Origin of the sequence: Roseovarius sp. PS-C2, assembly GCF_018862045.1 — a bacterium.
Taxonomy (GTDB): Bacteria; Pseudomonadota; Alphaproteobacteria; order Rhodobacterales; family Rhodobacteraceae; genus Roseovarius.
On record NZ_JAHKSQ010000005.1, the window covers coordinates 13,454 to 38,472 of the forward strand.

The window sequence follows — 25,019 nt, forward strand, 5'->3', positions numbered from 1 at the left end:
CGGCGCGCGGCGGGCAGATCACTCGGCGCGGGCTTCAAAGACCTGTTTCGCCACCGGCAGGGCCGAAAACACCTTGGGCCACCCGGTGTAGAACGCCAGATGCGACAGCACCGCACCCGCCTCTTCCTGTGTCAGACCGTTGTCCATCGCCCGGTTGAGGTGAAAGGTCATCTGCTCGGGCTGGCCTGCGGCAATCAATGCCGCGACGGTCACGAGGCTGCGGTCGCGCGGCGCGAGCCCCGGACGCAGCCACAGATCGCGAAACAGCAATTCACGGGTGTTGTCCACGACGCCCATGCTGACATCGCCGAAACTACCGCGCACGAAATCTTCCCGCGCGGCCTCGGCCTCTTCGTCCAGCGGCAGCAATTCGGGATCGGTGGCAGGCAGGTCTTCGGCAGTCACGCCGCGCGCCTCAAAAACGGGGGCGGCGGCACGGGTGGCCGCAGTGGCATTGCCCCAGCCCGTGTAGAAAGCGAGATGAGTGATGGTTTCCGAAATCTCGGCGGGTGTCACACCGGCATCCAGCGCCAATGCCACATGGTCGGACAGGTTGCCGGTTTCGTGGCGTGTCGTCAGCGCGACGAAGGTGACAAGCGCCCGGTCGCGGGCCGAAAGCTCCTGCCCCTGCCAGACGGACCCGAACAGATCGTCATTGGAATAGGACTCCAACGCCGGGGCCACACGGCCAACGGCCTCGGGCAGTGTGCCGGAAAGGTCTTGTGCGGTTGCGGTGGTGGCGGTCATTGCAAGGGCCGAGGCGGCGAGAAGGGTTTTCATCTGGAACTCCTGTGTGTTGCAGCTACCTCACCTATGTGGCCCCTCCCGGCCCGGCCTTAATGGCCGATCGCATCACGCCACTCATGATTACGCCTCATGAATGCTCAGCCCCGCTCGCGCAAAGCGTCCAGCACCACCTGAAACGCCGAAGACGGGCGCAACCGGCTGGGATAGTAAAGGTGGAAACCGGGGAAATAGGGCGAGTAATCTTCCAGACAGGTCCGCAAGGCACCCGAGGCCAGATGATCCGCCGCCAGCCGCTCGGGAACCAGCGCCAGCCCGTGCCCGTCGAGCGCCGCGCGCAGGACAAGGTTTATCGTGTTGAAACGGGCCTGCCCCTGCACCTTGACGCGGATTTCATTGCCCGCATCATCCTCGAATTCCCAGGCATAAAGCGCCCCGTGATTGGACAGCCGCAGATTGATGCAGCGATGATCGCTCAGATCCTGCGGTGCCTGCGGGATGCCCTGCGCGTCGAAATACTCAGGTGCGCCGACACAGATCATGCGCTCTTCCGGGCCGATCCGCATCGAGATCATCCCGTCGCTCACCTGATCGCCATACCGCACCCCGGCATCGCATTGCGAACTGGCCAGATCGGTATAACCGTAGTCGATCATGAGCTCGATATTGATCGCCGGAAACGCCTTGAGAACCGGCGACAGCTTGGGCCAGAGCAGGGATTCGATGGCATATTCGGTCGCGACGATCCGCACCGTCCCGGTCGGATGGTCCCGCGATTCGTTAAGCGCCTCGAGCCGCGCCTCGATCTTCTCGAAACAGGGTGCGAGCGTGGCAAGCAGGTCTTCGCCCTCGAGTGTCGGGGCAACAGACCGGGTCGTGCGGGTCAGAAGCCGCAGGCCAAGCCGCTTTTCCAAACCCTTGATCGTATGGCTCAGCGCCGATTGCGACACATTGAGGCGCGCTGCGGCGCGGGTAAAGCTGCGCTCTTCCGCCACCGTGGCCAGCGCGATCAGGTCGTTGATGTTTTCGCGAAGCATGAGAGAAGCCCTGACCTGCCAATCGAGGATCATGGTTGGTTTCCCTCACGATATATGCGCAGGGCTCATCAGTCCACGCATTATGCAGTCGCGCATCGTGATATCCCGCGCATTGGGCAATCTTCCGCACGACCGTGGCGGTGCGGTAAATATCCCCACCATTCATGAAGCCGCCTCATGACTGGTTGCGAAATCACGGGGCTAATAAACCTGCAACAAGGGCCCAATTTTCAGTGCATGAAGTTCACTTTGTCAGGAGAACAAGAAATGGCCGATATCACCGTTCCCGCCGCCACAGGCGACATGCCGAACCAGTGCCGCCGCGATCTGCTCAAAATGGCGGGGATCAGCGCCGCCGCCCTCGGGGCCGTTTCCGCCGCCGGAACGCCCGTTTTTGCACAAGTCACCGATACCTGGGACAAGACCTTTGCCCAAAGCGATGCCGTCGATCACCGGAAGGTGTCGTTCACCAACCGGTATGGCGTTCCCCTCGTGGGCGATCTCTACATGCCCGCCGACCGGCCCGCAGGGGTGTTGCCCGCCCTTGCAATCGCGGGGCCGTTCGGTGCGGTCAAGGAACAGGCCGCCGGTCTCTATGCACAGACGATGGCCGAACGTGGCTTTGTCACGCTGGCCTTCGATCCGTCCTTTGTCGGGGAAAGCGGCGGGGAAGTGCGCGACGTGGCCTCACCCGACATCAACACCGAGGATTTCATGGCGGCGATCGACTTCCTCGGTCTGCACGACGCCGTGGATCGCGAACGGATCGGGATCATCGGCATCTGCGGTTTCGGCGGCATGGCCCTGAACGCCGTCGCCGCCGACAAGCGTGTGAAAGCCGTGGCAACGACAAGCATGTATGACATGTCCCGCGTGATGGCCAAAGGCTATTACGACGCGATGACCGACCAACAACGCGCCGATGCGCTGGAACAGATGAGCCGCCAGCGCTGGAGCGATGTCGAAAACGGCCAACCGGCGATGGCGGGCGGTCTACCCGACAGTCTGGACGGGATCGACGATCCGGTGATCCGCATGTACCACGGTTATTACAAGACCGACCGCGGCTATCATGAGCGCTCGCTGAACTCCAACGGCGGCTGGACCGTGACCAACCCGCTTTCTTTCATGAACATGCCGCTTTTGACCTATATCGACGAGATTTCGCCGCGCCCGATGCTTCTTGTCGCCGGCTCCGAGGCGCATTCGCGCTATTTCACCGAAGACGCCTATGCCGCGGCGGCGGAACCCAAAGAGATGATGATCATCGACGGTGCGGATCACGTCGATCTTTACGACCAGGTGGACATCATTCCGTTCGACAAGCTGCAATCGTTCTTCGATCAGCACCTCGTCTAAGCGGTAACAACGCCGAAACCGGCAAGGCCGGGGGATCGGGCGGCGGCCTTTGCAGGCCGTCGCCCGCTTCGCCTCACCGGCAACATCGGTCCTGACGGGTCAGCGTTGCGGGCCGGGAGAACAGGAGCGAATACCGGACAAGATGCGGGTAATTCATGATCCACACTCATGAGTGATAGAAAGCTTCAGCCGGTTATCCCGCGCGCATGAAGGTTTAAATAACAAGGCAACCGAAACCGGACGGGAAAGGGGTATCACGATGACCCCCCGAGGCATGACACATATCAGGGCCGCCGTGGCGGCATTGGGCCTTCTGTCCGGCGTTGCCCCGGCGCATTCCGAAACAGGAGAATCCGCAATGACGAAAATCCATGTGATCGTCGGAAACGAAACTCTGACCGCGACGCTGGACGACACGCAAGTCGCACGCGACTTTGCCTCGCTCCTGCCGCTCAACCTGACGCTGAGCGATTATCACGCCACCGAAAAGGTCGCCGACCTGCCGCGCAAGCTCGATATCAGCGCCGCGCCCGACAGCTACACGCCGAAGGCGGGCGATATCACCCATTACGCCCCCTGGGGCAATCTCGCGATCTTCTACAAGCCGTTCCAGTCCTCGCGCGGCCTTGTCCGGCTCGGGGAATTCGACGGGCAGATGGATGCACTGATGCAGGATGGTGCTTTTCCGGTCCGCATCGAACTGGCCGACTAGACTCAAAGCAAGCAGGTGCGCCTGCACCAAACTCCAAGGAAAATATCATGACAAACAATATCACCGGCAAGACCGTCATCATCACCGGCGCCTCCTCCGGCATCGGCGAAGCGAGTGCCAGGCTGCTTGCCGCGAAGGGTGCCAATGTCGTTCTCGGCGCGCGCCGCGCGGACAAGCTCAGGCAGATCGCTGACGAGATCGAAGCCTCCGGCGGCAAGGCGGCCTGGCAGGAACTGGACGTAACCGACCCCTCGGAAAACGAGGCCATCGTCAAACTTGCCAAGGACAGGTTCGGCGGCGTCGACGCCATCTTCCTCAATGCCGGGCTGATGCCCAGCAGCCCGGTTTCGGCGCTCAAGACCGACGAATGGAACCGGATGGTCGATGTGAACATCAAGGGCGTGCTGAACGGGGTCGCGGCTGTCATGCCGACATTCACCGCGCAGAAATCCGGCCATGTCCTCGCCGTGTCCTCGGTCGCGGGGCTCAAGAACTATCCCGGCGCGGCGGTCTATGGCGGCACCAAATGGTTTGTGCGCAACTTCATGGAAGTGCTGCGCATGGAATCCGCCACCGAAGGCACGAACATCCGCACCGCAACGCTCTATCCGGCGGCGATCAACACCGAACTTCTGGGCACGATCACCGATCAGCAGACCGCCGAGGGCATGCAGGGCCTTTACGATACGTTCGGCATCTCGCCCGACCGGATCGCCGACGTGGTCGCCTTCGCGCTCGACCTGCCCGCAGACACCACGGTTAACGAATTCACCGTCGGCCCGGCCAATCAGCCCTGGTAACGACACGGGCGGTCAATCCGCTTGCGGACCCGTCATGAGAAAAGAACCAGCCGGGGGTGAGTATTCGCGCCCGGCTGGTTCGTCATGAAACACCCCACGCGTGTCATCGTCCGATCAATACGCAGGTCGGCAATTGCCCGGATTTGGCATCACTGGATGCCATGACGGCTTTCGTACAAAACTCGGGTCGATTTCGTACGTTTTGTACGAAACGCGCCGCCCGATTGGGGCGGCGCGGTTTGGAGTCAGCCGGGGCTCATGCCGCGCAATCGCTCGGACCGGCGGCGCAGCAGTTCGACCGTCGTCAGCAGGGCAATCGAGATCACCACGAGGATCGTCGCAACCGCCAGAATGGTCGGCGAGATTTGCTCGCGCAGGCCGATAAACATCTGCCAAGGCAGGGTTTTCTGCCCTGCCGAACCGACGAACAGAACCACCACCACCTCGTCGAAGGACGTGATGAAGGCGAACAACCCGCCCGAAATCACCCCCGGCAGGATCAGCGGCATCTGCACCCGGAAGAACGTGGTTACCGGGTTCGCCCCCATATTCGCCGCCGCACGGGTCAAAGAGCGGTCAAAGCCGACCAGGGTGGCCGTTACCGTAATGATAACAAAGGGAATTCCCAGTGCCGCATGGGCCAGAACGACCCCCCAATACGTCCCCTGAAGTCCCAGCCGCGAATAGAAGAAATACATCCCCGCCGCCGAAATGATCAGCGGCACGATCATCGGCGAGATCAGAACCGCCATGATCGCCCGCCGGAACGGCACGTGTTCGGAACTCAGGCCAATCGCCGCTAACGTCCCGAAACCAACCGATAAAATCGTCGCCATCGGCGCAATCGCCAACGAATTCCACATCGCCTGCTGCCAGTCGCTGTTGGTAAAGAAATCGCGGTAATGCTTGAGCGAATACCCCTCGGGATCAAAACGCAGCATCTCGGGCGTGAAGGTAAAGAAATCCTCGGCGTTGAAACTCAGCGGCATCACCACAAGGATCGGCGTGATCAGGAAGATAAAGATCGCCCCGCAAAGCACCCGGAACAGGAAATGCAGAAACACCTGCATTCCCGTGCTGTAGGGCGGCAGTTTGGCGCGGTAGCGACCCTCACCCAGCCAGAAGATGAACCAGCCAAAGAACGCCCCGAAGGCAAGGCCGATCACAACGCCGGGCACACCGGCATAGGCAAACCCCGCCACGCCAAAGCCTAGGAACGTGAGCCAGCGCGCAGAGCGTTCGTTACGAAATACCGTCAGCCACACAAAGGCCAGCACCGCAGTCAGTACCGCGCCAATGGCCACACCCAGCAAGGGGTTGTCATGGGCCGTTCCCACCAGCAGCCCGCAGAAGGCTCCGGCAAGCGCCACGACAGGCGCGACAAAGGAAACAGGTTTCGGTTCGATGATAGTGAGTGTCATCCGTCTTACCCCAGCTTCACGTTGTCGATGCCGACAATCTTGTCATAGGCCCAATAGAGGATCAGCACCGCCGCCAGCAGGATCGAGCCAAGCGCCGCCGCCAGCCCCCAGTTGAGCGAGGTCGAAATATGATAGGCGATCCGGTTCGAGATGAAGGTACCGGTGGTGCCGCCCACGATTTCGGGCGTAATGTAGTACCCGATGGCAAGGATGAACACGAGGATCGACCCCGCCCCGATGCCGGGCACAGACTGCGGGAAATAGACCCGCCAGAACGCCGTCCAGTTCGTCGCGCCAAGCGATTTCGCCGCGCGCACATAGTAGGGCGGAATGGTCGACATCACCGAATACATCGGCAGGATCATGAACGGCAGCAGGATATGCGTCATCGCCACGATCGTGCCGAACTGGTTGTTGATCATCACCAATCGGCTGGCGTCGTCCACCAGCCCCAGCCAGACCAGCGTATCGTTGATCACACCTTGTTGCTGCAACATCACCTTCCAGGCGGATGTGCGCACCAGAAGCGACGTCCAGAACGGCAACAGCACCAGAATCATCAACAGGCTCGACGTGCGCATCGGCAGGTTCGCCAGCAGGAATGCCACCGGATATGCCAGCAGGATACAAGACCCGGTGATCATGAGCGACATGAACAAAGTCCGCTTGAACAGCTTGATGTAGATCTGTTCGGATTCGGGACGCGCCTGAAAGCCTTCGGGCGTCTTCTGCATGTCTACGGCATTCAGGAAATAGCCCTCGGTAAAGGGCGGGGCATACATCTTGATGGTTTTCCAGTTGTCCAGATCGCCCCAATCCTCGTTCATGTCGAGGAAGGCCTGTTTGTAATCAATGGCGGGTTGATCGGCCATGCCGTCCTGCGCTGCGCGCAGTTCCTCGGCACCGGGGCCGTCATAGCCGGACAGATCCGCGCCACTGCGCAAATCCTCGATCAGCGCAACCTTGACGGCCTCCCACGGCTCTTCTTCTGCAACCACGTCTCCGTCGGCAATGGCGGTGAAAACCGCAAAGGCGCTATAGGCCCGCACCGTGCGCGGCAGCAGGTCGGCGATCTCTTGCGACGGCGCAAAGCCCACCTCGCCGGAAAACCCGGTTTCGTTCAGCCTGGACAGGCGCGTGCGTTGCGCCTCGATGATACCGTCGGCCTTGGCCGCACCATCAGCGCCGCTCATCAATGCGAACCAGAAAGCCTCGTCGCTCCAGGATTTGTCGAGATCCTCCAGGGCGTCGATCTGATCCTTGCCGACATCGTCTACCTTACGTCCCGATGTCCGGAACATCGAGGAAATCCCGGCCTCTTCATAGTTCAGCCGCGACCCCAGGCGTGTATGGCGCTTGGACTCGGCAGCCAGGAACATATCGTAATAAAGCGCCTCGAACGTCTCTTCTCCGGGCACCGTATCGCCGGTGCCGTCCCAATCGTTCAGCGTTGCAACCGCGTTGGGCAGGGTGTTCGAAACGATCTGGTTCTCGACCGAGCGGAACAGCATGTCCGCGATCGGCGCGATGAACGTCACGAGAACGAAGATCAGCAAGGGCGCGATCAGGGCCAGCGCCCTCATTTTCTGGGCTCGCAACGCGCGGTTCAGGCTGCGCTTGAGTGGCGTCCCGTCAGCGGCCAGCACCGGGCCGGAATCGGTGGTATCGCTCATCTTGTCCCCGTTGGAATTCTTTATGTTTTGGTCGAGAGGGCCGCGCACGGCCCTCTCGGGGTATTTTCAGTCAGACAGACCGATTACTGGGCCAGCCACGCCTGGAATTTCGCATCCAGATCGTCACGGTTGTCCGCCCACCATTCGTAGTCATACAGGTGAGTGTTCTTGGCGTTTTCCGGATCGGTCGGCATGTGTGGCCCCATGTCGATGCCCAGTTCGGCGTGCTTGCCGACCAGCGGTGCCGAGGACTGACGCGCCGGACCGTACGAGATGTATGCGGCCTGATCCGCCAGACGCTGCGTGTCGGTCGCGAACTTCAGGAAATCGAGCACACGGGCCAGACGATCTTCGGGCAGACCGGCGGGAACGACCCAACCGTCCAGGTCGAACGACTGCATGTCCCACATCATCGCGATCGGCTGATCCTGCTCGGCGATGGCCGAGAACAGACGACCGTTGTAGGTCGAACCCATGAAGACTTCGCCATCGGCCAGCAACTGCGGCGTTTCCGCACCGGCAGTCCACCAGACGACCTGATCCTTGATACCTTCCAGCTTGGCCAGCGCGCGGTTCACGCCTTCGTCGGTGCCCAGAACGTCATAGATTTCGTCCTTGGCCACACCGTCGCAGTACAGAGCCCATTCCATGTTGTCGATCGGGCGCTTCTGCAACGAACGCTTGCCCGGATATTTCTCCAGATCGAACACGTCGCAAACGCTGCTCGGCGGTTCGACGCCATCGGGCACCATGTCGGTGCGATAGCCGAAGGTGGTCGAATAGACGATCTGCGGAACGAAGCAGTCGCTGACGATCAGGTCGCCAAAGTCGTCGCTGGCATCGGTGCCATCGGGGGCAGGCGCCAGCATTTCGTCATGGTCCAGCTCCATTGCCAGGCCTTCGTCGCACAGGCGCATCGCGTCCGAGGCCACGACATCGACCAGATCCCAGGTCACGTTGCCGGCTTCGTTCATGGCACGCATCTTGGCGACGGCCTCGGCCGAGCTTTCGTCCCATGTGGCGGTCACGCCGGGATTCGCGGCCAGGTACGGCTCGACATAGGCTTTTTGCTGGCTGTTCTGATACGCGCCGCCCCAAGAGACGAGCGTCATCGAATCGGCCATGTCCTGCGCCTGAGCCGACACGGCGGCTACGGTCAGCGCGGTCGAGGCCAGAAGAGTTGTCTTGAAGGTCATTTCATACTCCCAACTAACGTCCCGTTTTGGTTTCAGGGCTTCGGGTTACGGGCAAGAACGTCGAAGCCTCAAGGTGACCGCACCCCGTTATCGAGGGTGCGAATACACATGACTTAGACCGCGTCCAGTGCGCGGCAATCGCGCGGCAGCCATCCGATCTGAATCTGCTCGCCCGGTTGCAGGCGCCGCTGATCCGCCGAATTGCGGGTCTTGATGATGAAATCGTCCCGGCCAGCCACGCGCAGGCGGGTGCGGAACACATCGCCCATATAGATGAATTCCATCACCTCGGCCTTCAGGGTGTGGGCATTTTCGCCCAGTTTGGCAGTGTCCACCTCGACACGCTCGGGGCGGATCGAGATGGTCGTGCGATCCCCGACCTTGCTCACATTGACCGGCTTGGCGTCAATCAACTCGCCATCATCCAACTGGACAAGGCAGATATCGTCGCTGATTTCCTTGATTGTCCCCTCAAGCGTGTTGTTCTCGCCGATGAACTGGGCAACGAAGCTGTTTTCAGGGCTTTCATACAACTCGTCGGGCGGCGCAAGCTGCTGAATGCGGCCATCGTCGAACACGGCCACGCGATCCGACATGGTCAGCGCCTCGGTCTGGTCGTGCGTCACGTAGACGGTGGTGATGCCCAGCTCATGCGCCAGATTGGTGATCTCGAACTGCATGTGCTCGCGCAACTGCTTGTCGAGCGCGCCCAGGGGTTCGTCCATCAGGACCAGCTCGGGCTCGAACACCAGTGCGCGCGCCAGGGCGATCCGCTGCTGCTGACCGCCTGAAAGCTGCGCCGGACGCCGCCCGCCGAAATCGCCCATCTGAACCATGTCCAGCGCGCGTTTCACCTTGGCCTCGCGGTCGGCCTTGCCGATCTTGCGCACTTCCAGAGGGAAGGACAGGTTTTCAGCCACGGTCATGTGCGGGAACAAGGCGTAGTTCTGGAACACCATGCCGATCCCACGCTTGTGCGGCGGAATGTTGTTGATCGGGCGTCCGTCCAGCTTGATCTCGCCATGCGTGGCGGTTTCGAACCCCGCCAGCATCATCAGGCAAGTTGTCTTGCCGGAACCCGACGGCCCGAGCATCGTGAGAAACTCGCCCTTGGGCATGGAAAGGTTGAGGTCTTTGACGACAAGATTTTCGCCGTCATAGCTTTTCTGTACGCGTTCGAATTCAACGAACGCATCGCCGGTCGTGGTGTCGGCCAAGTTAGGCTCCCTGTTATCGTTACTCGCGGATTTTCCCGCGTTTCATTGAACTAAAACGCCATTGAATTTCTGTTGCAACCCGATTCCGCGACATTTTGCATCGAATAGCGGCATCGCGGGAAGATTGGGCAATTTATATGGGCAATTCAGGCGTTTCGCCTGCGTCTGAATGCCGCGACCGTGCCGGGCCGCTATCCATTCGAATAGCGGCCCGGCATGTGATCAACTTACCCAAGAACCTGTTGAACGGCCTTGACGGTCTTGCCGACCACCTCGTCGGCCTCGTCCCGAGTCAGGCAGAACGGCGGTGCAAAACCCAGGATATCGCCCTGCGGCATGGCGCGACCGATCACGCCCTGTGCGGCCAGTGCACCGGCAATCTGCGGCCCGACCTTGTCGGTGCCGTCAAAGAATGTGCGGCTGTCCTTGTCCTTGACGAATTCGACAGCGCACATCATCCCTTCACCGCGCACATCACCGACATTGCCATGCCCGGCCAGCGCATCGGACATGGTCTTGTTCAGATAGCCACCCACCTCACGGTTGTTGGCGATCAGGTCCAGTTCGTCCAGCAGCTTGAGGTTAGCCACACCGGCCGCCGCCCCGATGGGATGGGCCGAGTAGGTCCAGCCGTGGCCGATGGGGCCGTTTTCATCGGTGCCCTGTTCCAGAATCTTCCACATCTTGTCGCCCACGATGGACCCCGACAGCGGCGCATAGGCACTGGTCAGACCCTTGGCGATGGTGATCAGGTCGGGTTCCAGCCCGTAATGATCCGAGCCGAACATCGTTCCCAGACGACCAAAGCCGGTAACAACCTCGTCGGCCACCAGCAGAATGTCATGCTTTTTCAGAACCGCCTGAATGGCCTGCCAGTACCCGGCGGGCGGGGGGACGATACCGCCGGTGCCCAGAACGGGCTCACCGATGAAAGCGGCGATGGTGTCCGCGCCTTCGCGCTCGATCAGCGCCTCCAGCTCGTCCACGCAATGCTGCACGAATTGCTCTTCGCTCTGGTCCAGATCGTCGCGACGGAAATAATACGGCGCTTCGGTATGGATCACCTGCGCCAGCGGCAGGTCGAATTTCTTGTGGAACAGTTCCAGCCCGGTCAGCGAGCCGGTCATCAACCCCGACCCATGATATCCGCGCCAGCGCGAGATGATCTTCTTCTTCTCGGGGCGGCCAAGGATGTTGTTGTAGTACCAGATCAGCTTGACGTTGGTCTCGTTCGCATCAGACCCCGACAGGCCGAAATAGACCTTGCTCATGTTTTTGGGCGCACGATCCATGATCATCTTGGATAGCGTGATGCTCGCCTCGGTGCCGTGACCCACATAGGCGTGGTAATAGGCCAATTCCTTGGCCTGTTCGGCGATGGCGTCGGCGATGTCCTGACGGCCATAGCCCACGTTCACGCAGTAAAGCCCGGCAAAGGCATCCAGCAGCTTGTTGCCGTCGCGGTCTTCGATATGGCAGTTGGTGCCGCCGGTGATCACGCGGTTCGGGGCCTCGCCACGGGCGAACTGCGCCAGATGCGTCGAGGGGTGGAAAAAATTGTCACGATCCCATTGATCGAGTTGATCGTTCTTCAGCATGTTTTGTCCTTTCGTTTGTTCGCTGGCCCGGAATTTTCAGAAATTCCGGGCCGAAATCTTTTTCAGGATTTCGCCCGCTCACGCCCAATCGCGGCAGACGTATTTGATCTCCATGAACTCTTCCATGCCCTTGCGGGCCCCTTCGCGGCCAAGGCCCGATTGCTTGACCCCGCCAAACGGGATCGGCGCGCCGGTGACCTTGGTGCGGTTCACCGCCACCATGCCGAATTGCAGCGCACGGGTCACGCGGTAGATGCGCCGCGGATCGTGGCTGTGCAGATAGGCGACAAGGCCATATTCGGTATCGTTGGCGCGTGCGATGACCTCTTCCTCGGTGTCGAACGGCGTGATCGGCGCGACGGGGCCAAAGGTCTCGTCCTTCATGATCGCCGCCTCGTCGGGCACGTCGGTCAGTACCGTGGGCTGATAAAACAGCGGCCCCAGATCGTCACGCTTGCCGCCACAGGCCAGCTTGGCGCCTTTTTCCAACGCGTCGGCAACGTGTTCCTCCTGCTTCTGCACCGCTTTTTCGTTCATCAGCGGCCCGATCTCGGGGTCATCCATGCCCACGCCAAGGCTCAGCGCCTGCGTGGCCTCGGTAAAGCGGCGGCAGAACTCGTCGTAGACCGGACGTTCCACATAGATACGGTTCGCACCCAGACAATCCTGCCCGGATGTGGCGAACTTGGCCTTGATGGTTTCCTTGATCGCGGTGTCCAGATCGGCGTTCTTGAACACGATCACCGGTGCGTGACCACCCAGTTCCATCACCAGCCGTTTGACCGTGTCAGCGGATTGGCGATACAGAAGCCGCCCGATTTCCGTGGACCCGGTGAACGACAGGGCGCGAACGCGATTGTCCTGTGTCCAGGGCTCCACCAGCGTGCGGGCCTGCCCCGTCAGCACGTTGAACACGCCCGCCGGAATACCGGCGCGTTCGGCCAGTTCGGCCAGCGCAAGGGCGGAATAGGGCGTTTCGCTCGACGGATGCGCCACGACGGTACAACCCGCCGCCATCGCCGCAGCGGCCTTGCGCGTCAGCATCGCCGCCGGGAAGTTCCACGGCGTGATCAGGGCCGCGACGCCCACGGGTTCCAGCCACAATTCCACCTCGGCATCGGGCAGGTGGCTGGTGACGCCCTCGATATTCGGGCGCTTGGCCTCTTCGGCATAATACTCGACAAAGCTGGCGGCATAGTCGATTTCGCCGCGCGCCTCGGATAGGGGCTTGCCCTGTTCCAGCACCATGATGCGAGCCAAGTCCTCCTTGTGCTCCAGCATCAGATCGAACCAGCGGCGCAGGATGGCCGAGCGATCCTGCGGCAGAGTCATCGACCAATCGGCAAACGCCGCCTGGGCAGCATCCACCGCCCCGCGTGCCTGATTGACAGACAGGCTGGCCACATCGCCCAGCAAACGCCCATCGGCAGGGTTGGTGACAGCAATCGTGGCGCTGTCATCGCCAGCCGTCCACTTGCCGTTCACATAAGAAAAACTGCGCACAAGGCGCGTATCGGTGACACCATTGCGGGTCCAGATCGCAGTATCGGACATAAAAGGCCCTCCTTTCTCCCGAAGATTTAGAGGGTCAGGGCCATGAGTTGGGGCTGAACAATCCGCAGTAACCAGAAGATTCTTCTGCCTCAAACCAACCAAGCAGACGATTCACCCTATCAAGGCGTCCAACGGCGGCAAGGCCGGGGATTTGACGGGTTTCGTGACGATATACGTGAAATACCGCGCCAGCCCGATCCGCGCCTCGAGCATCTCATCAATCAGACGTTGATAGGTGTCGATATCGGTGGTCACGATCTGCATCAGGTAATCGAACCCACCCCCTAGGGCCCAACAGGCGGTGATTTCGTCATAGTGCTGCACACTGTCTTCGAAGGCGCGGAAACTGGCCGGAGTATGATCGGCCAGCTCGGCGGCGACGAACACCGTCACATGCGGCCCAAGTTTTCGCAGGTTGATACGCGCATTGTAGCCTTCGATGATCCCGGCCTGTTCCAGCTTTTTCAGGCGCTCCCAGCACGGGCTGGCCGACAGGCCGACCTTGGTTGCCAGTTCGGCCTTGGTAATGCGTCCTTCGGTGGACAGCACACGTAAAATGGCCATGTCCCGGGCATCGAGTTTCAGCATCCTGGCTCCGTTCTACAGTTTCACGCAGTCGCGCAGATAAGGCAGGCGGCTTTGCGCCGTGACGACCCGGGCCGGATCAAGCGACGCCGCTATCAGCCCCACCTTGCCCGTTTCCGCCAGGGCCACGTCCTGCCCATCAGGGGCCACGATCCGGCTTCCGCCGTAAAACGACAACGCTCCACAGTCCCCTGCATGATCCGCATACGCGATCCAGACCCCGTTTTCAAAGGCGCGGGTCGGCACCAGTTTCTCGGCCACGACCCCCCACTCGGCCCCCAATGCCGTTGGCACCAGAACCACATGCGCACCGCCTTGCGCCGCCTGTCGCAGGCTTTCGGGGAATTCCACCTCGTAACAAATGATCATCGCCAGCCGCAGATCGCCCAGATCGGCAAAAGTCACGGCCCCGCCCCGGCCAAAGACCCGCTCTTCGAAACTGTATGGCGAGGGCAGGCGCTTGCGATGATTGGCCAGAAGACGGCCCGACGCGTCGATCAAAGCCGCGGAATTGTAAATCGTATCCCCCGCCCGTTCCGCATACCCATAGGCAATCGCGATGCCATGCTTGCGCGCAAGCGCGACAATCCCTTGCGCAAACGGGCCGTCCGGCGCTTCGGCCACGTCGCCGTAATCGGCCCGCTGATCGTACCCTGTCGAGAACAGCTCGGGGCACAACAGCAAATCCAGCCCCTGCCCCGCGATATGGCGCTCAAGCCGCGCCAGGCGTTCATCCTGCGCCCCGCCCGAGGCCGGGCACTGATACACGCCCAGCTTCATGCAGAAATCACCGTACCGGCCTTGCTGTCCCTGATCATCGCGAAAACGTGGCTGGCGATGGCCGTATCCTGCGCGCCGGTACCCGTCAGGTCGGCAATGGTGATGTCCTCTTCGCTGCGCCGCCCCGGCGCATCCCCGGTGATGACATTGCCCAGTTCCGCCGGAATGCCATGCGCCCAGACCCCAGCCTGTTTGGCGCTTCGCAATTCGCCCAGAATTTCCGTCTGGCTGACACGATCCGCCACATAGAGATCGGCCAGTGCCAGGGCACGCGGGTCGATCTCGTTCTTGCCTTCCTGATCCGATCCCATCGCAGTGATATGCAACCCTTTGTGCAGCCACTCGGCCTTGACCACGGGCTCACGCGCCGGGGTCGTCGTGACCACCAACTGACTGAGCGACACCAGCTCGGAGGCATCCGCCACCGGCTGCACCTCGATCCCCAGATCCGTCGCCAGATCCTCGGCGCAGGTTTGCGCCTTGGCCGCGTCCCGGCCCCAGACCAGCAGCTTGCTGAAGGGCCGCACCAGATGGGCAGCCTTCATCTGCAACCGCGCCTGCACGCCGGTGCCGATCACGCCCGCCGTTTCCACCACCTCGGGCGCCATATGCCGCGCGGCCACGGCGCCCGCAGCCGCCGTGCGAATGTCGGTCAGATACCCGTTGTCCAGAAACAGAGCCTGAACCAGCCCGGTCTTGGCCGAAAACAGGATCATCAGCCCGTTCAGCGACGGCAGGCCCAGCTTGGGATTGTCGAAGAATCCGGGGCTGACCTTGATCGCGAAGCCATCGAACCCCGGAATATAGGCGGTTTTCACATCGACCTCGCCATTGGCCGCGGGCAAGTCCATCGACAGGATGGGCGGCATCACCACCTCGCCGCTCGCAAGCGCGGTAAAGGCCTGCTCGATCACATCCACGGTTTCGATATCAAGGCCGACCACCTGACGCAGTTCCGCCTCGGTTAGAATCTTGATGTCATGAGACATAGGGTTTTCCTTTCACCGTCACATCGCCCAAATCCACATCCTGCCCGGTCACGATGCGGGTGAATGTAGGCATGTCCAGATTGCGGCCCGTCACGATGGTGGCGCTCGGACCGTCCAGTGTGACCTTGCCGTTCAGCACGGCGGCCAGCCCCACCACGCAGGCCCCTTCGGCCACGATCCTGTCCTCGTAATAGAGCACCTGCATGGCGTGATAGATTTCATCCTCGCTGACCAGAACGATCTCGTCCAGCAGATCACGGCACATTGGAAAGCTCAGCCTGTTCTTCAGCCCGATCCCGCCACCAAGGGAATCGGCAAGGCTGGCGACCTCTTCGACTTCGACGGGTTTGCCTGCCCTGATGCTTTCATACATCGCCGCCCCGCGATCCATGGTGATTCCCACCACGCGAATGCCCGGATTGATCGCCTTCGCCGCCAGCGCCACGCCCGCCGCCAGTCCGCCGCCCGACAAGGGCACAAGCAAGGTGGTCACATCGGGACGTGCCGACAGGATCTCCAGCCCGATCGTGCCCTGCCCCGCAATCACCAGCGGGTCGTCGAAGGGCGAGATTTCAACCAACCCTTCCTCGCGCACCAGACGCAGGGAGTGTGCCAGCGCATCGTCCTGACTGCGGCCCTCGATATGCACTTCGGCCCCAAGGGCGCGAATACCGTCCACCTTGGCCTGCGGCACCAGTTCGGACATGCAGACAACCGCCCGCATCCCCCGTGCCCTTGCCGCATAAGCCACGCCGCGCCCGTGATTGCCGGTGGAACAGCACGTCACACCCGCCGCATCGCCCACCCCCGCCACGGCGTTCAGCGCACCCCGCAGCTTGAACGCGCCTATGGGCTGCATGTTCTCGAGCTTCAGCAGAAACTCGGCCCCGGCGCGTTCGCTCATATAGGGCGACGGCACCAGGGGCGTGGCATCGGCGATCCCGCGGATCGTGTTCGCGGCGGCATGAATATCGGCCAGCGTCGGTTGCATTACGGCTCCTTGATGTATTGTGGCAGCTTTGCCTTGCTGCAGGCTATCGTCAATTGTGCGACATGGAATTTCCCAAAAACGACATTTCTTGCCGTTTTCCTTGGGGCACCCTCCGTTTCAAAACCGTAAGGCGGAAAGGTCCGATTACAGCAGGAAACACCATGATCGAAAAGAACCTTCCCTTTTCCGATGCCGAATTCCAGCGCCGCCTGACCAAGACACGCAGCGCGATGGAGTCCGCAGGCATCGACGTTTTGTTCGTGACCGACCCGTCAAACCAGAACTGGCTGACAGGTTATGACGGTTGGTCGTTCTATGTGCATCAGGGGGTTGTCGTTCTGCCCGATGCCGATCCGGTCTGGTGGGGCCGCAATCAGGACGCCAATGGCGGGCGGCGGACCGTTTGGATGACCGATGATCGGGTCATGGGATACGCCGACAACTACGTTCAGTCCACCGAGCGCCACCCCATGCAGGATCTGGCAGAGCGCCTGCGCGGCATGGGGGTGCAGGACAAACGCATCGGCGTCGAGATGGACAATTACTATTTCTCGGCCAAGGCCTATGCGGTGCTTCAGGCCGAACTGCCTGACGCCACCTTCGTCGATGCCACGGCGCTGGTGAACTGGCAGCGGGCGGTCAAATCCGACGAGGAACTGGTCTTCATCCGCAAGGCCGCCGCAATCTCGGAAAAGATCATGGACGGCCTTCTGGAGCGCGTCGAACCGGGCGTTCCCAAGAACGAGGTCGTGGCCGAGATTCTCCGCGACGGCATTCGCGGCGTAGACGGGGCCTGGGGCGATTACCCGGCCATCGTGCCGCTGTTGCCCTCGGGCTCGGACGCCGCCGCGCCGCACCTCACATGGGACGGGCGCGACTTTGCCAGCGGCGAGGCGACTTTCTTTGAGATTTCAGGCTGTTACCGCCGCTATCACGCGCCGTTCTGCCGCACGCTGTTTCTGGGCAAACCGCCGCAGTTCATCCTTGATGCGGAAAACGCGCTGGTCGAGGGGCTGGAGGCCGGGCTGGAGGCCGCCCGCGCCGGCAACCGCGCCTGCGACATCGCCAATGCACTGGCCGCACCGCTGGAGCGGGCGGGTATCGAACGCGGCGCGCGCTGCGGCTATCCCATCGGCCTCAGCTATCCGCCCGACTGGGGCGAACGCACCATCAGCCTGCGCGCCGAGGACGAAACCGTTCTGGAGCCGGGCATGACCTTCCACTTCATGCCGGGGCTGTGGATGTCCGACTGGGGCCTCGAGATTACCGAATCGGTGCTGATCACCGAGGACGGTCCGGCGGAAACCTTCTGCGACCGGCCCAGAAAGATGTTCGTCAAGGACTAGGCCGCGAATCGCCACCAAAGCCCGGTTAACAAGGGAAAACCGGCTTCGGCACCGCGTCGGTATCATGTCGGTATCGCGTCGGTGCCGGGGTCGGCGGCATCCGTGGTAAACGGTGCGCACGCAAACAACACCACAATCCCCCGGTTCTGCCGGTGACATTCGCCTCACCGCTTGCTAAAGCCTTGACGCGTTGACCAATGCGAGGGAGTGCGTGTTTTGAACGTCACGGAAACGAAACTGCCCGGTGTCCTGCTGCTGGAACCGCGCCGCTTTGGCGACGAACGCGGCTTCTTCTCGGAAAGCTGGAACCGCAAGACCTTTCTGGACCACGGGATCGACATGGATTTCGTGCAGGACAATCATTCGCTGTCCGCCACCGTGGGCACCGTGCGCGGCCTGCATTTCCAATCCCCGCCCCACGCACAGGCCAAACTGGTGCGCTGCGGGCGCGGGCGGCTGTTTGACGTGGCGGTGGACATCCGCAAGGGCAGCCCCACCTTCGGGCAATGGGTGGGCTATGAACTCAGCTTCGAGAACGGTCTGCAACTGCTGATCCCCGCCGGATTCCTGCACGGGTTCATCACCCGCGAACCCGATACCGAAATCATCTACAAATGCTCGGATTACTACGCGCCCGACTACGACGGCGCGGTGCGCTTCGACGATCCCGACCTGGGCATTGATTGGGGCCTCGGCGGCGATCCCGTCCTGTCCGAAAAAGACGCCAACGCGCCGCTGATGGCCGATTTCGACAGCCCCTTCACCTACGGAGACACGGCATGAAGATTCTTGTGACGGGTGGTGCGGGCTTCATCGGCTCGGCGGTGGTGCGACTGGCCGTGGCGCGCGGGCATCAGGTGATCAACCTCGATGCGCTGACCTACGCGGGGCGGCTGGAAAACGTGGCCGAAGTGGCCGACAGCCCGAATTACACCTTCGAGCAGGCCGATATCCGCGACCGCGCGGGCCTGACCCGTATTTTCGAATCCCATGACCCCGACGCGGTGATGCATCTGGCGGCGGAATCCCACGTGGACCGCTCGATCGACGGGCCCGGCGATTTCATCGAGACCAATATCACCGGCACCTATAACATGCTGGAAGCGGCCCGCGCCCAATGGGTTGCCAATGGCCGCCCCGAGGCGTTCCGGTTTCACCACATCTCGACCGATGAAGTATACGGATCACTGGGCGACGAAGGGCTGTTCACCGAAGACACGCCCTATGACCCGCGCAGTCCCTATTCCGCCTCGAAGGCGTCCTCGGATCATCTGGTGCGGGCGTGGTTCCACACCTACGGTTTGCCCGTGGTGCTGACCAATTGCTCGAACAATTACGGCCCTTACCATTTCCCCGAAAAACTGATCCCCAAGGTCATCCTGAACGCGCTGCACGGCAAGGAGCTGCCGATTTACGGGCAGGGCCTGAACGTGCGCGACTGGCTTTTTGTCGAAGATCACGCCGACGCGCTGCTGCTGGCGGTGGAAAAGGGCACACCGGGGCGCAGCTATAACGTGGGCGGCCATAACGAACGGCGCAACATCGACCTCGTGCATGCGATCTGCGATATCCTCGACGCCAAGCGCCCGCGCGACAGCGGCAGCTATCGGGACCAGATCGCCTTTGTCACCGACCGGCCCGGCCACGATGCGCGCTATGCCATCGACCCCGAGCGGATCATGAACGAACTGGGCTGGAAACCGTCTGTTACGGTGGAACAGGGTCTGGAAAAGACGGTGCAATGGTATCTGGACAACCCCGAATGGTGGCAGCCGCTACTGGAGATTGACGGCGTCGGCACACGGGTGGGCAAGGCATGAGCCTGCTGATCTTCGGCAAAACCGGCCAGGTGGCCACCGAACTGGCGCGTCTTGCGCCCGAGGCCCTCTTTCTGGGCCGCGATCAGGCCGACCTGAGCGATCCCGCCGCCTGTGCCGCCGCGATCAAGGCCCATGCACCCGAAGCCGTGATCAACGCCGCCGCCTATACGGCAGTGGACCGCGCCGAAGAGGAAGAGCCCCTCGCCACCGTGGTAAACGGCGAAACCCCCGGCGCGCTGGCCCGTGCCTGCACCGATCTGGGCATCCCGCTTGTGCATATCTCGACCGACTACGTGTTCGACGGAACGGGTAGCGATCCGCGCGCAATATCAGACCCTGTTGCACCGCAAAACGCCTATGGCCGCAGCAAACTGGCGGGCGAGCAGGCCGTGCAAAAGGCCGGTGGCACCTATGGCATCCTGCGCACAAGCTGGGTGTTCTCGGCACATGGCGGGAACTTCGTCAAAACCATGCTGCGCCTGTCGGACACCCGCGATGCGCTGAGCATCGTGAATGACCAGATCGGCGGGCCGACGCCCGCCGCAGACATCGCGCGCGCCTGCCTTGCCATGATCGAACAGCTACAGGCCGATCCCGGCAAGTCCGGCATCTATCACTTTTCCGGCGCACCCGATGTCAGTTGGAAAGACTTCGCCGAGGCGATATTCGAGCTTGCCGGACGGTCCGTGACGGTCAGCGGGATACCCACCGCCGACTATCCCACCCCGGCCAGCCGTCCATTGAATTCGCGGCTGGATTGCGCCGCAACAGAGACCGTTTTCGGCATAGCCCGCCCCGATTGGCGCGCGGGCCTGAAGGCGGTTTTGACAGACCTGGGAGTAACCAAAGCATGACCCAACGCAAAGGCATCATTCTGGCTGGCGGGTCCGGCACGCGGCTGTACCCGATCACCATGGGGATCTCGAAACAGTTGCTGCCGATCTACGACAAACCGATGATCTACTATCCGATCTCGGTATTGATGCTGGCCGGTATCCGCGACATCGCCATGATCACCACGCCGCAGGATCAGGCCCAGTTTCAGCGGATGCTGGGCGATGGCAGCCAGTGGGGCATTTCCCTGACCTATATCGTGCAGGAATCGCCCGACGGGCTGGCGCAGGCCTATTTGCTGGCCGAGGATTTCCTGAACGGCGCACCGTCGGCGATGGTCCTGGGCGACAACATCTTTTTCGGGCATGGCCTGTCCGAACTTCTGGCCGATGCCGACCGTCAAACCACCGGCGGCACGGTGTTCGGCTATCACGTCGCCGACCCCGAGCGCTATGGCGTGGTCAGCTTCGATTCCGAAGGCCGCGCCAGGGAAATCATCGAAAAACCCGAGGTTCCGCCGTCGAACTATGCGGTCACGGGCCTTTATTTCCTCGATGGCGACGCGCCGAAACTGGCGCGCGAGGTCAAACCCTCGGACCGGGGCGAACTGGAGATCACCACCTTGCTGGAGATGTATCTCCATGCCGGCAAGCTTGAGGTCAAACGCATGGGCCGGGGTTATGCCTGGCTGGACACGGGCACCCATGCCAGCCTGCTCGACGCTGGAAATTTCGTGCGCACGCTGGAAAAACGGCAAGGGTTGCAAACCGGCTGTCTGGACGAGATCGCCTATGACAAAGGCTGGATCAGTGCCGAGGCTCTCGCCGAACGGGCCGAAATGTTCAGCAAGAACGACTATGGCCGCTATCTGAACAGCCGCCTCAAATAAGAGGCGGCTTTCGCAGTGTCATGGATGTCGGGCGGCCTTAACTGACCGCCTTCATCAGCCCTTCGTCTTTCAGGCGGGCATGGGCCTGATCCAGCGACCTCCAGGCGCGCTCGATCATCGTGTCGATCTCGGGCTTGGAAATCACCAGCGGCGGCGAGATCACCATGCGATCCCCGACATGGCGCATCACCAGGTTGTTGCCGAAACATGCCTCGCGGCAGATCAGCCCCGCCGTTCCGGCATCGGCAGCGAATGCCGCGCGGCTGGATTTGTCGGGCGTCAGCGCGATCGAGCCCATCAGCCCGGCAATCTTGGCCTCGCCCACCAAGGGGTGATCTGTCAGCGAGTCCCATTTCTCTTTCAGGTAGGGCGCTGTTTCGGCCCCGGCACGGTCGACGATGCCCTCTTCTTCGAGGATGCGCAGGTTTTCCAGCGCCACGGCGCACGACACCGGATGCCCCGAATAGGTATAGCCATGCGCGAACTCGCAATTGTTCATCACCTCGGCCACCTCGTCACACACCAGTGACCCGCCAATCGGCGCATAGCCCGAGCTGAGCCCCTTGGCGATGGTCATGATATGCGGGCGGATATTGTAGGTTTGCGAGCCGAACCAGTTGCCCGTCCGGCCAAACCCGCAGATCACCTCGTCGGCGATCAGCAGGATCTCGTACTTGTCGCAGATCCGCTGAATTTCCGGCCAATAGGTTTCCGGCGGCACGATCACGCCGCCTGCGCCCTGCACCGGCTCGGCGATGAAGGCCGCGACCTTGTCTTCGCCCAGCTCGTGAATCGCCTCTTCCAGTTCCCGCGCGCGGGCAAGGCCGAACTCTTCGGGCGACATATCACCACCCTCGGCCCACCAGTGGGGCTGATTGATGTGGTGAATATCCGGGATCGGCAGGCCGCCCTGCGCATGCATCCCCGACATCCCGCCAAGGCTGGCGCTGCCCACGCTGGAGCCGTGATAGGCGTTCTTGCGGCTGATGACGATTTTCTTGTCGGGCTTGCCCTTCTGTGCCCAATAGGTGCGCACCATACGCAGGTTCGTATCGTTCGCTTCAGACCCTGATCCGGCGTAAAACACATGATTCAGGTCATGCGGCGCCAGTTTGGCCAGCTTGTCGGCCAGTGCGATTGCCGGCACATGAGTCGTCATGAAGAAGGTGTTGTAATAGGGCAATTCCTTCATCTGGCGGGCGGCGGCCTCGGCCAGTTCATCCCGGCCATAGCCGATATTCACGCACCACAGCCCGGCCATCGCATCGAGGATGTCGTTGCCCTCGCTGTCGGTCAGGGTCACACCTTTGGCGCGGGTGATCACCCGCGCACCACGCCCGGCCAGTTCATTGCCGTTGGTAAAGGGGTGCATATGGTGCGCGGCATCCAGCGCCTGCAATTCCGCCGTGGGCATGTGATTTGAAATCAGCGTCATGACTTAACCTTTCAAGAGCAAGAGGACACGGCGCCGCCCGGCGGCCCGTCTGTTCTTTGCTAGAATATGATCAAATTATTCGCTGTCAATCGAATCAGTTCGACACCGCCGGAGCGTCGAAAGATTGCCGCACCTGCTCCATTCCCTGGATCACATCCTCGCGGATCGCCCGCGCCGCGCCTTCCGCATCCTTCGCGCGCATCGCCTCCAGCAGGTCCTTGTGCTTGTCCGGCAGGTTCTGCGTCCCGAGCCGCCCACAGACCACCCGCAGCGACGGGCCGAACCGCAACCACAGGCCATCGGCCAGATCGGCCAGGATCGGGGCCTCGGCCAGCTCGTACAGGCGCTTGTGAAACCGGTAGTTCAGCTCCAGATATCCGCGCAAATCACCCGCCGAAATCGACCGGTCGAGCGCCTCGTCCAGGGCGGTCAGTTCCTCTAGGTCATCGGGGGTCGCACGCTCGGTTGCGCGCAGGCTCAGATGGGGGTCAAGCCATTGACGTGCAAGAATTAATTCGCTCATATTATCGACACTCAGAAGCGGCACAGAGACCCGGCGATTGCCCTGAAACTCCAGCGCCCCCTCGGCAATCAGGCGACGGATCGCCTCGCGCACCGGGGTCATGCCCGCGCCCAGCCGTTCGGTCAGGCCCTGAATGGTCACCGCCTGCCCCGGCGCCAGATCGCCGTACAGCACCAGATCGCGCAGCTGTCTATAGATCACCTCATGCGCCGGCAGACGCCCTTTGGCAGTGGCGGATTCGGTTAATTTTCCGGCAACCTTGTTCATCTCCGGGGCCTCCAATCGCCCTGCCCTCATAACTGATCTTGCGAGTTTAACGGCTGCGTGAAAACATTGCCATATTGCCATGAGCGGAATTTTTTGATCAAATCCGCAGACAAGGCAAAACAACTTGCCGAACCAACGGGAGACCACAATGCGCAAGCTGATTCTGACAACCACCGCAACGATTGCCCTCGGCGCCATATCCGCCAGCGCAGAAGAAGTGCGGGTCTACAACTGGTCCGACTATATCGACGAGGAACTGTTGACCAAGTTCGAGGAAGAAACCGGACTGGACCTGATCTATGACGTGTTCGACAGTAACGAGGTTCTGGAAACCAAGATGCTGGCCGGTGGCTCGGGCTATGACGTGGTTGTTCCGACCGGCACCTTCCTGCAACGCCAGATCAGCGCCGGGGCGTTCCAGAAACTGGACCCCTCCAAGCTGCCCAACCTCGAAAACATGTGGGACGTGGTCGAACAGCGCACCGCGCAATACGACCCCGACAACGCCTATTCCATCAACTACATGTGGGGCACCACGGGGATCGGCGTGAATGTCGGCAAGGTGACCGAACTGCTGGGCGAAGACGCGCCCATCGACAGCCTGGACCTGATCTTCAATCCCGAGAACATGGAAAAACTGGCCGAATGCGGTGTGCATTTCCTTGATGCCCCGGCCGAGATGATCCCCGCGGCGCTGAAATATATCGGCGAAAACCCCGACAGCCACGATCCCGACGTGATCGCCAAGGCCGAAGAGGTCTATGCACCGATCCGCCCCTATATCCAGAAATTCCACAGCAGCGAATACATCAACGCGCTGGCCAATGGCGACATCTGCGTTGCCGTCGGCTGGTCAGGCGATGTGTTGCAGGCGCGGGACCGTGCCGCCGAAGCCGACAATGGTGTCGAAATCGCCTATAATGCGCCCAGTGAAGGCGCGCAGATGTGGTTTGACCAGATGGCGATCCCGGTTGATGCACCCAACCCCGATGGCGCGCACACGTTCCTGAACTTCATCATGGACGCGCAAAACATGGCCGCCGCGTCGAACTATGTGTATTACGCCAACGGCAACAAGGCCTCGCAGGAATACCTGGTCGAGGACGTGATCGGTGATCCGGCGATCTATCCGTCGCAGGCCGCGATGGACAACCTTTATACCACCACGCCCTACCCGGCGAAGGTTCAGCGCGTCGTGACGCGCCTGTGGACCAAGATCAAATCGGGCACCTGACGCCCTTTTACGGCC

Annotated in this window: 23 protein-coding genes; 9 read left to right on the forward strand and 14 right to left on the reverse strand. The window is 61.5% G+C overall.

The genetic code is table 11. The annotated features are described in order from the left end of the window. Positions 1-18 precede the first annotated feature (18 nt). A complete protein-coding gene (locus KPG71_RS10345) occupies positions 19-780 on the reverse strand; it encodes a carboxymuconolactone decarboxylase family protein (RefSeq protein ID WP_216338014.1) in 762 nt (253 codons plus the stop codon). 104 nt (positions 781-884) lie between these two features. Next, on the reverse strand, positions 885-1,814 hold the full coding sequence (locus KPG71_RS10350) for a LysR family transcriptional regulator (RefSeq protein ID WP_367397340.1): 930 nt from the start codon (positions 1,812-1,814) through the stop codon (positions 885-887). 234 nt (positions 1,815-2,048) lie between these two features. Here KPG71_RS10350 and KPG71_RS10355 point away from each other — a divergent pair, with 234 nt between their 5' ends. The 3 genes from KPG71_RS10355 (at position 2,049) to KPG71_RS10365 (ending at position 4,652) form a co-directional block, all read left to right on the forward strand. Beyond that, positions 2,049-3,140, forward strand: a complete 1,092-nt coding sequence (locus KPG71_RS10355; RefSeq protein WP_253196199.1) for an alpha/beta hydrolase — start codon at positions 2,049-2,051, stop codon at positions 3,138-3,140. A gap of 259 nt (positions 3,141-3,399) precedes the next feature. Continuing rightward, entirely contained in the window at positions 3,400-3,852 is a 453-nt protein-coding gene (locus KPG71_RS10360) for a cyclophilin-like fold protein (protein WP_253196200.1), read from the forward strand. A 47-nt stretch (positions 3,853-3,899) separates the two neighbouring features. Further along, the gene (locus KPG71_RS10365; protein WP_216338015.1) at positions 3,900-4,652 is read left to right on the forward strand and encodes an SDR family oxidoreductase; all 753 of its coding nucleotides are present in this window, start codon (positions 3,900-3,902) and stop codon (positions 4,650-4,652) included. 245 nt (positions 4,653-4,897) lie between these two features. Here the strand turns inward: KPG71_RS10365 and KPG71_RS10370 are convergent, their stop codons facing one another. The 10 genes from KPG71_RS10370 to eutB all read right to left on the reverse strand — a co-directional run bounded on the left by KPG71_RS10370 (position 4,898) and on the right by eutB (position 16,656). Beyond that, the gene (locus tag KPG71_RS10370; RefSeq protein ID WP_216338016.1) at positions 4,898-6,073 is read right to left on the reverse strand and encodes an ABC transporter permease subunit; all 1,176 of its coding nucleotides are present in this window, start codon (positions 6,071-6,073) and stop codon (positions 4,898-4,900) included. A 5-nt stretch (positions 6,074-6,078) separates the two neighbouring features. Further along, entirely contained in the window at positions 6,079-7,746 is a 1,668-nt protein-coding gene (locus KPG71_RS10375; RefSeq protein ID WP_216338017.1) for an ABC transporter permease, read from the reverse strand. 83 nt (positions 7,747-7,829) lie between these two features. After that, positions 7,830-8,942 carry an extracellular solute-binding protein gene (locus KPG71_RS10380; protein WP_216338018.1) on the reverse strand — a complete coding sequence of 371 codons (1,113 nt, stop codon included), beginning with the start codon at positions 8,940-8,942 and terminating at the stop codon, positions 7,830-7,832. Positions 8,943-9,055: 113 nt separating this feature from the next. Then, the gene (locus KPG71_RS10385; RefSeq protein ID WP_216338019.1) at positions 9,056-10,159 is read right to left on the reverse strand and encodes an ABC transporter ATP-binding protein; all 1,104 of its coding nucleotides are present in this window, start codon (positions 10,157-10,159) and stop codon (positions 9,056-9,058) included. A gap of 227 nt (positions 10,160-10,386) precedes the next feature. Beyond that, positions 10,387-11,757, reverse strand: a complete 1,371-nt coding sequence (locus KPG71_RS10390; protein ID WP_216338020.1) for an aspartate aminotransferase family protein — start codon at positions 11,755-11,757, stop codon at positions 10,387-10,389. Positions 11,758-11,835: 78 nt separating this feature from the next. Then, positions 11,836-13,311 (reverse strand): NAD-dependent succinate-semialdehyde dehydrogenase, encoded by a 1,476-nt coding sequence (locus KPG71_RS10395; RefSeq protein WP_216338021.1) that lies wholly within the window; start codon positions 13,309-13,311, stop codon positions 11,836-11,838. Between the two features lie 111 nt (positions 13,312-13,422). Continuing rightward, a complete protein-coding gene (locus tag KPG71_RS10400) occupies positions 13,423-13,896 on the reverse strand; it encodes an Lrp/AsnC family transcriptional regulator (protein WP_216338335.1) in 474 nt (157 codons plus the stop codon). A 15-nt stretch (positions 13,897-13,911) separates the two neighbouring features. Then, the gene (locus KPG71_RS10405) at positions 13,912-14,676 is read right to left on the reverse strand and encodes a carbon-nitrogen hydrolase family protein (RefSeq protein ID WP_216338022.1); all 765 of its coding nucleotides are present in this window, start codon (positions 14,674-14,676) and stop codon (positions 13,912-13,914) included. Further along, the gene (locus KPG71_RS10410) at positions 14,673-15,665 is read right to left on the reverse strand and encodes a cyclodeaminase (protein WP_216338023.1); all 993 of its coding nucleotides are present in this window, start codon (positions 15,663-15,665) and stop codon (positions 14,673-14,675) included. Before KPG71_RS10410 ends, KPG71_RS10405 begins: the two co-directional genes overlap by 4 nt. After that, complete coding sequence (gene eutB, locus KPG71_RS10415; RefSeq protein ID WP_216338024.1) at positions 15,655-16,656, reverse strand: hydroxyectoine utilization dehydratase EutB; 1,002 nt, start codon at positions 16,654-16,656, stop codon at positions 15,655-15,657. Before eutB ends, KPG71_RS10410 begins: the two co-directional genes overlap by 11 nt. A 161-nt stretch (positions 16,657-16,817) precedes the next feature. On the opposite strand from eutB, the gene doeA reads away from it, so the two are divergent. From doeA to rfbA, 5 genes are all read left to right on the forward strand, one after another. After that, positions 16,818-18,002 (forward strand): ectoine hydrolase DoeA, encoded by a 1,185-nt coding sequence (doeA, locus tag KPG71_RS10420; protein WP_216338025.1) that lies wholly within the window; start codon positions 16,818-16,820, stop codon positions 18,000-18,002. A gap of 216 nt (positions 18,003-18,218) precedes the next feature. Next, positions 18,219-18,785 carry a dTDP-4-dehydrorhamnose 3,5-epimerase gene (gene rfbC, locus KPG71_RS10425; protein WP_216338336.1) on the forward strand — a complete coding sequence of 189 codons (567 nt, stop codon included), beginning with the start codon at positions 18,219-18,221 and terminating at the stop codon, positions 18,783-18,785. Continuing rightward, complete coding sequence (gene rfbB, locus KPG71_RS10430) at positions 18,782-19,822, forward strand: dTDP-glucose 4,6-dehydratase (RefSeq protein WP_216338026.1); 1,041 nt, start codon at positions 18,782-18,784, stop codon at positions 19,820-19,822. The genes rfbC and rfbB overlap by 4 nt, the downstream gene beginning before the upstream one ends. Beyond that, on the forward strand, positions 19,819-20,676 hold the full coding sequence (gene rfbD, locus KPG71_RS10435; protein ID WP_216338027.1) for a dTDP-4-dehydrorhamnose reductase: 858 nt from the start codon (positions 19,819-19,821) through the stop codon (positions 20,674-20,676). The genes rfbB and rfbD overlap by 4 nt, the downstream gene beginning before the upstream one ends. Continuing rightward, entirely contained in the window at positions 20,673-21,545 is an 873-nt protein-coding gene (gene rfbA / locus KPG71_RS10440) for a glucose-1-phosphate thymidylyltransferase RfbA (RefSeq protein ID WP_216338028.1), read from the forward strand. Before rfbD ends, rfbA begins: the two co-directional genes overlap by 4 nt. Before the next feature lie 37 nt (positions 21,546-21,582). Here rfbA and KPG71_RS10445 read toward each other — a convergent pair whose 3' ends face one another. Further along, positions 21,583-22,980 (reverse strand): aspartate aminotransferase family protein, encoded by a 1,398-nt coding sequence (locus KPG71_RS10445; RefSeq protein ID WP_216338029.1) that lies wholly within the window; start codon positions 22,978-22,980, stop codon positions 21,583-21,585. Positions 22,981-23,074: 94 nt separating this feature from the next. After that, a complete protein-coding gene (locus KPG71_RS10450) occupies positions 23,075-23,770 on the reverse strand; it encodes a GntR family transcriptional regulator (RefSeq protein WP_216338030.1) in 696 nt (231 codons plus the stop codon). Positions 23,771-23,918: 148 nt separating this feature from the next. Between KPG71_RS10450 and KPG71_RS10455 the strand changes: the two genes are divergently transcribed. Continuing rightward, positions 23,919-25,004, forward strand: a complete 1,086-nt coding sequence (locus KPG71_RS10455) for a polyamine ABC transporter substrate-binding protein (RefSeq protein WP_216338031.1) — start codon at positions 23,919-23,921, stop codon at positions 25,002-25,004. The last annotated feature ends 15 nt before the right edge of the window (positions 25,005-25,019 follow it).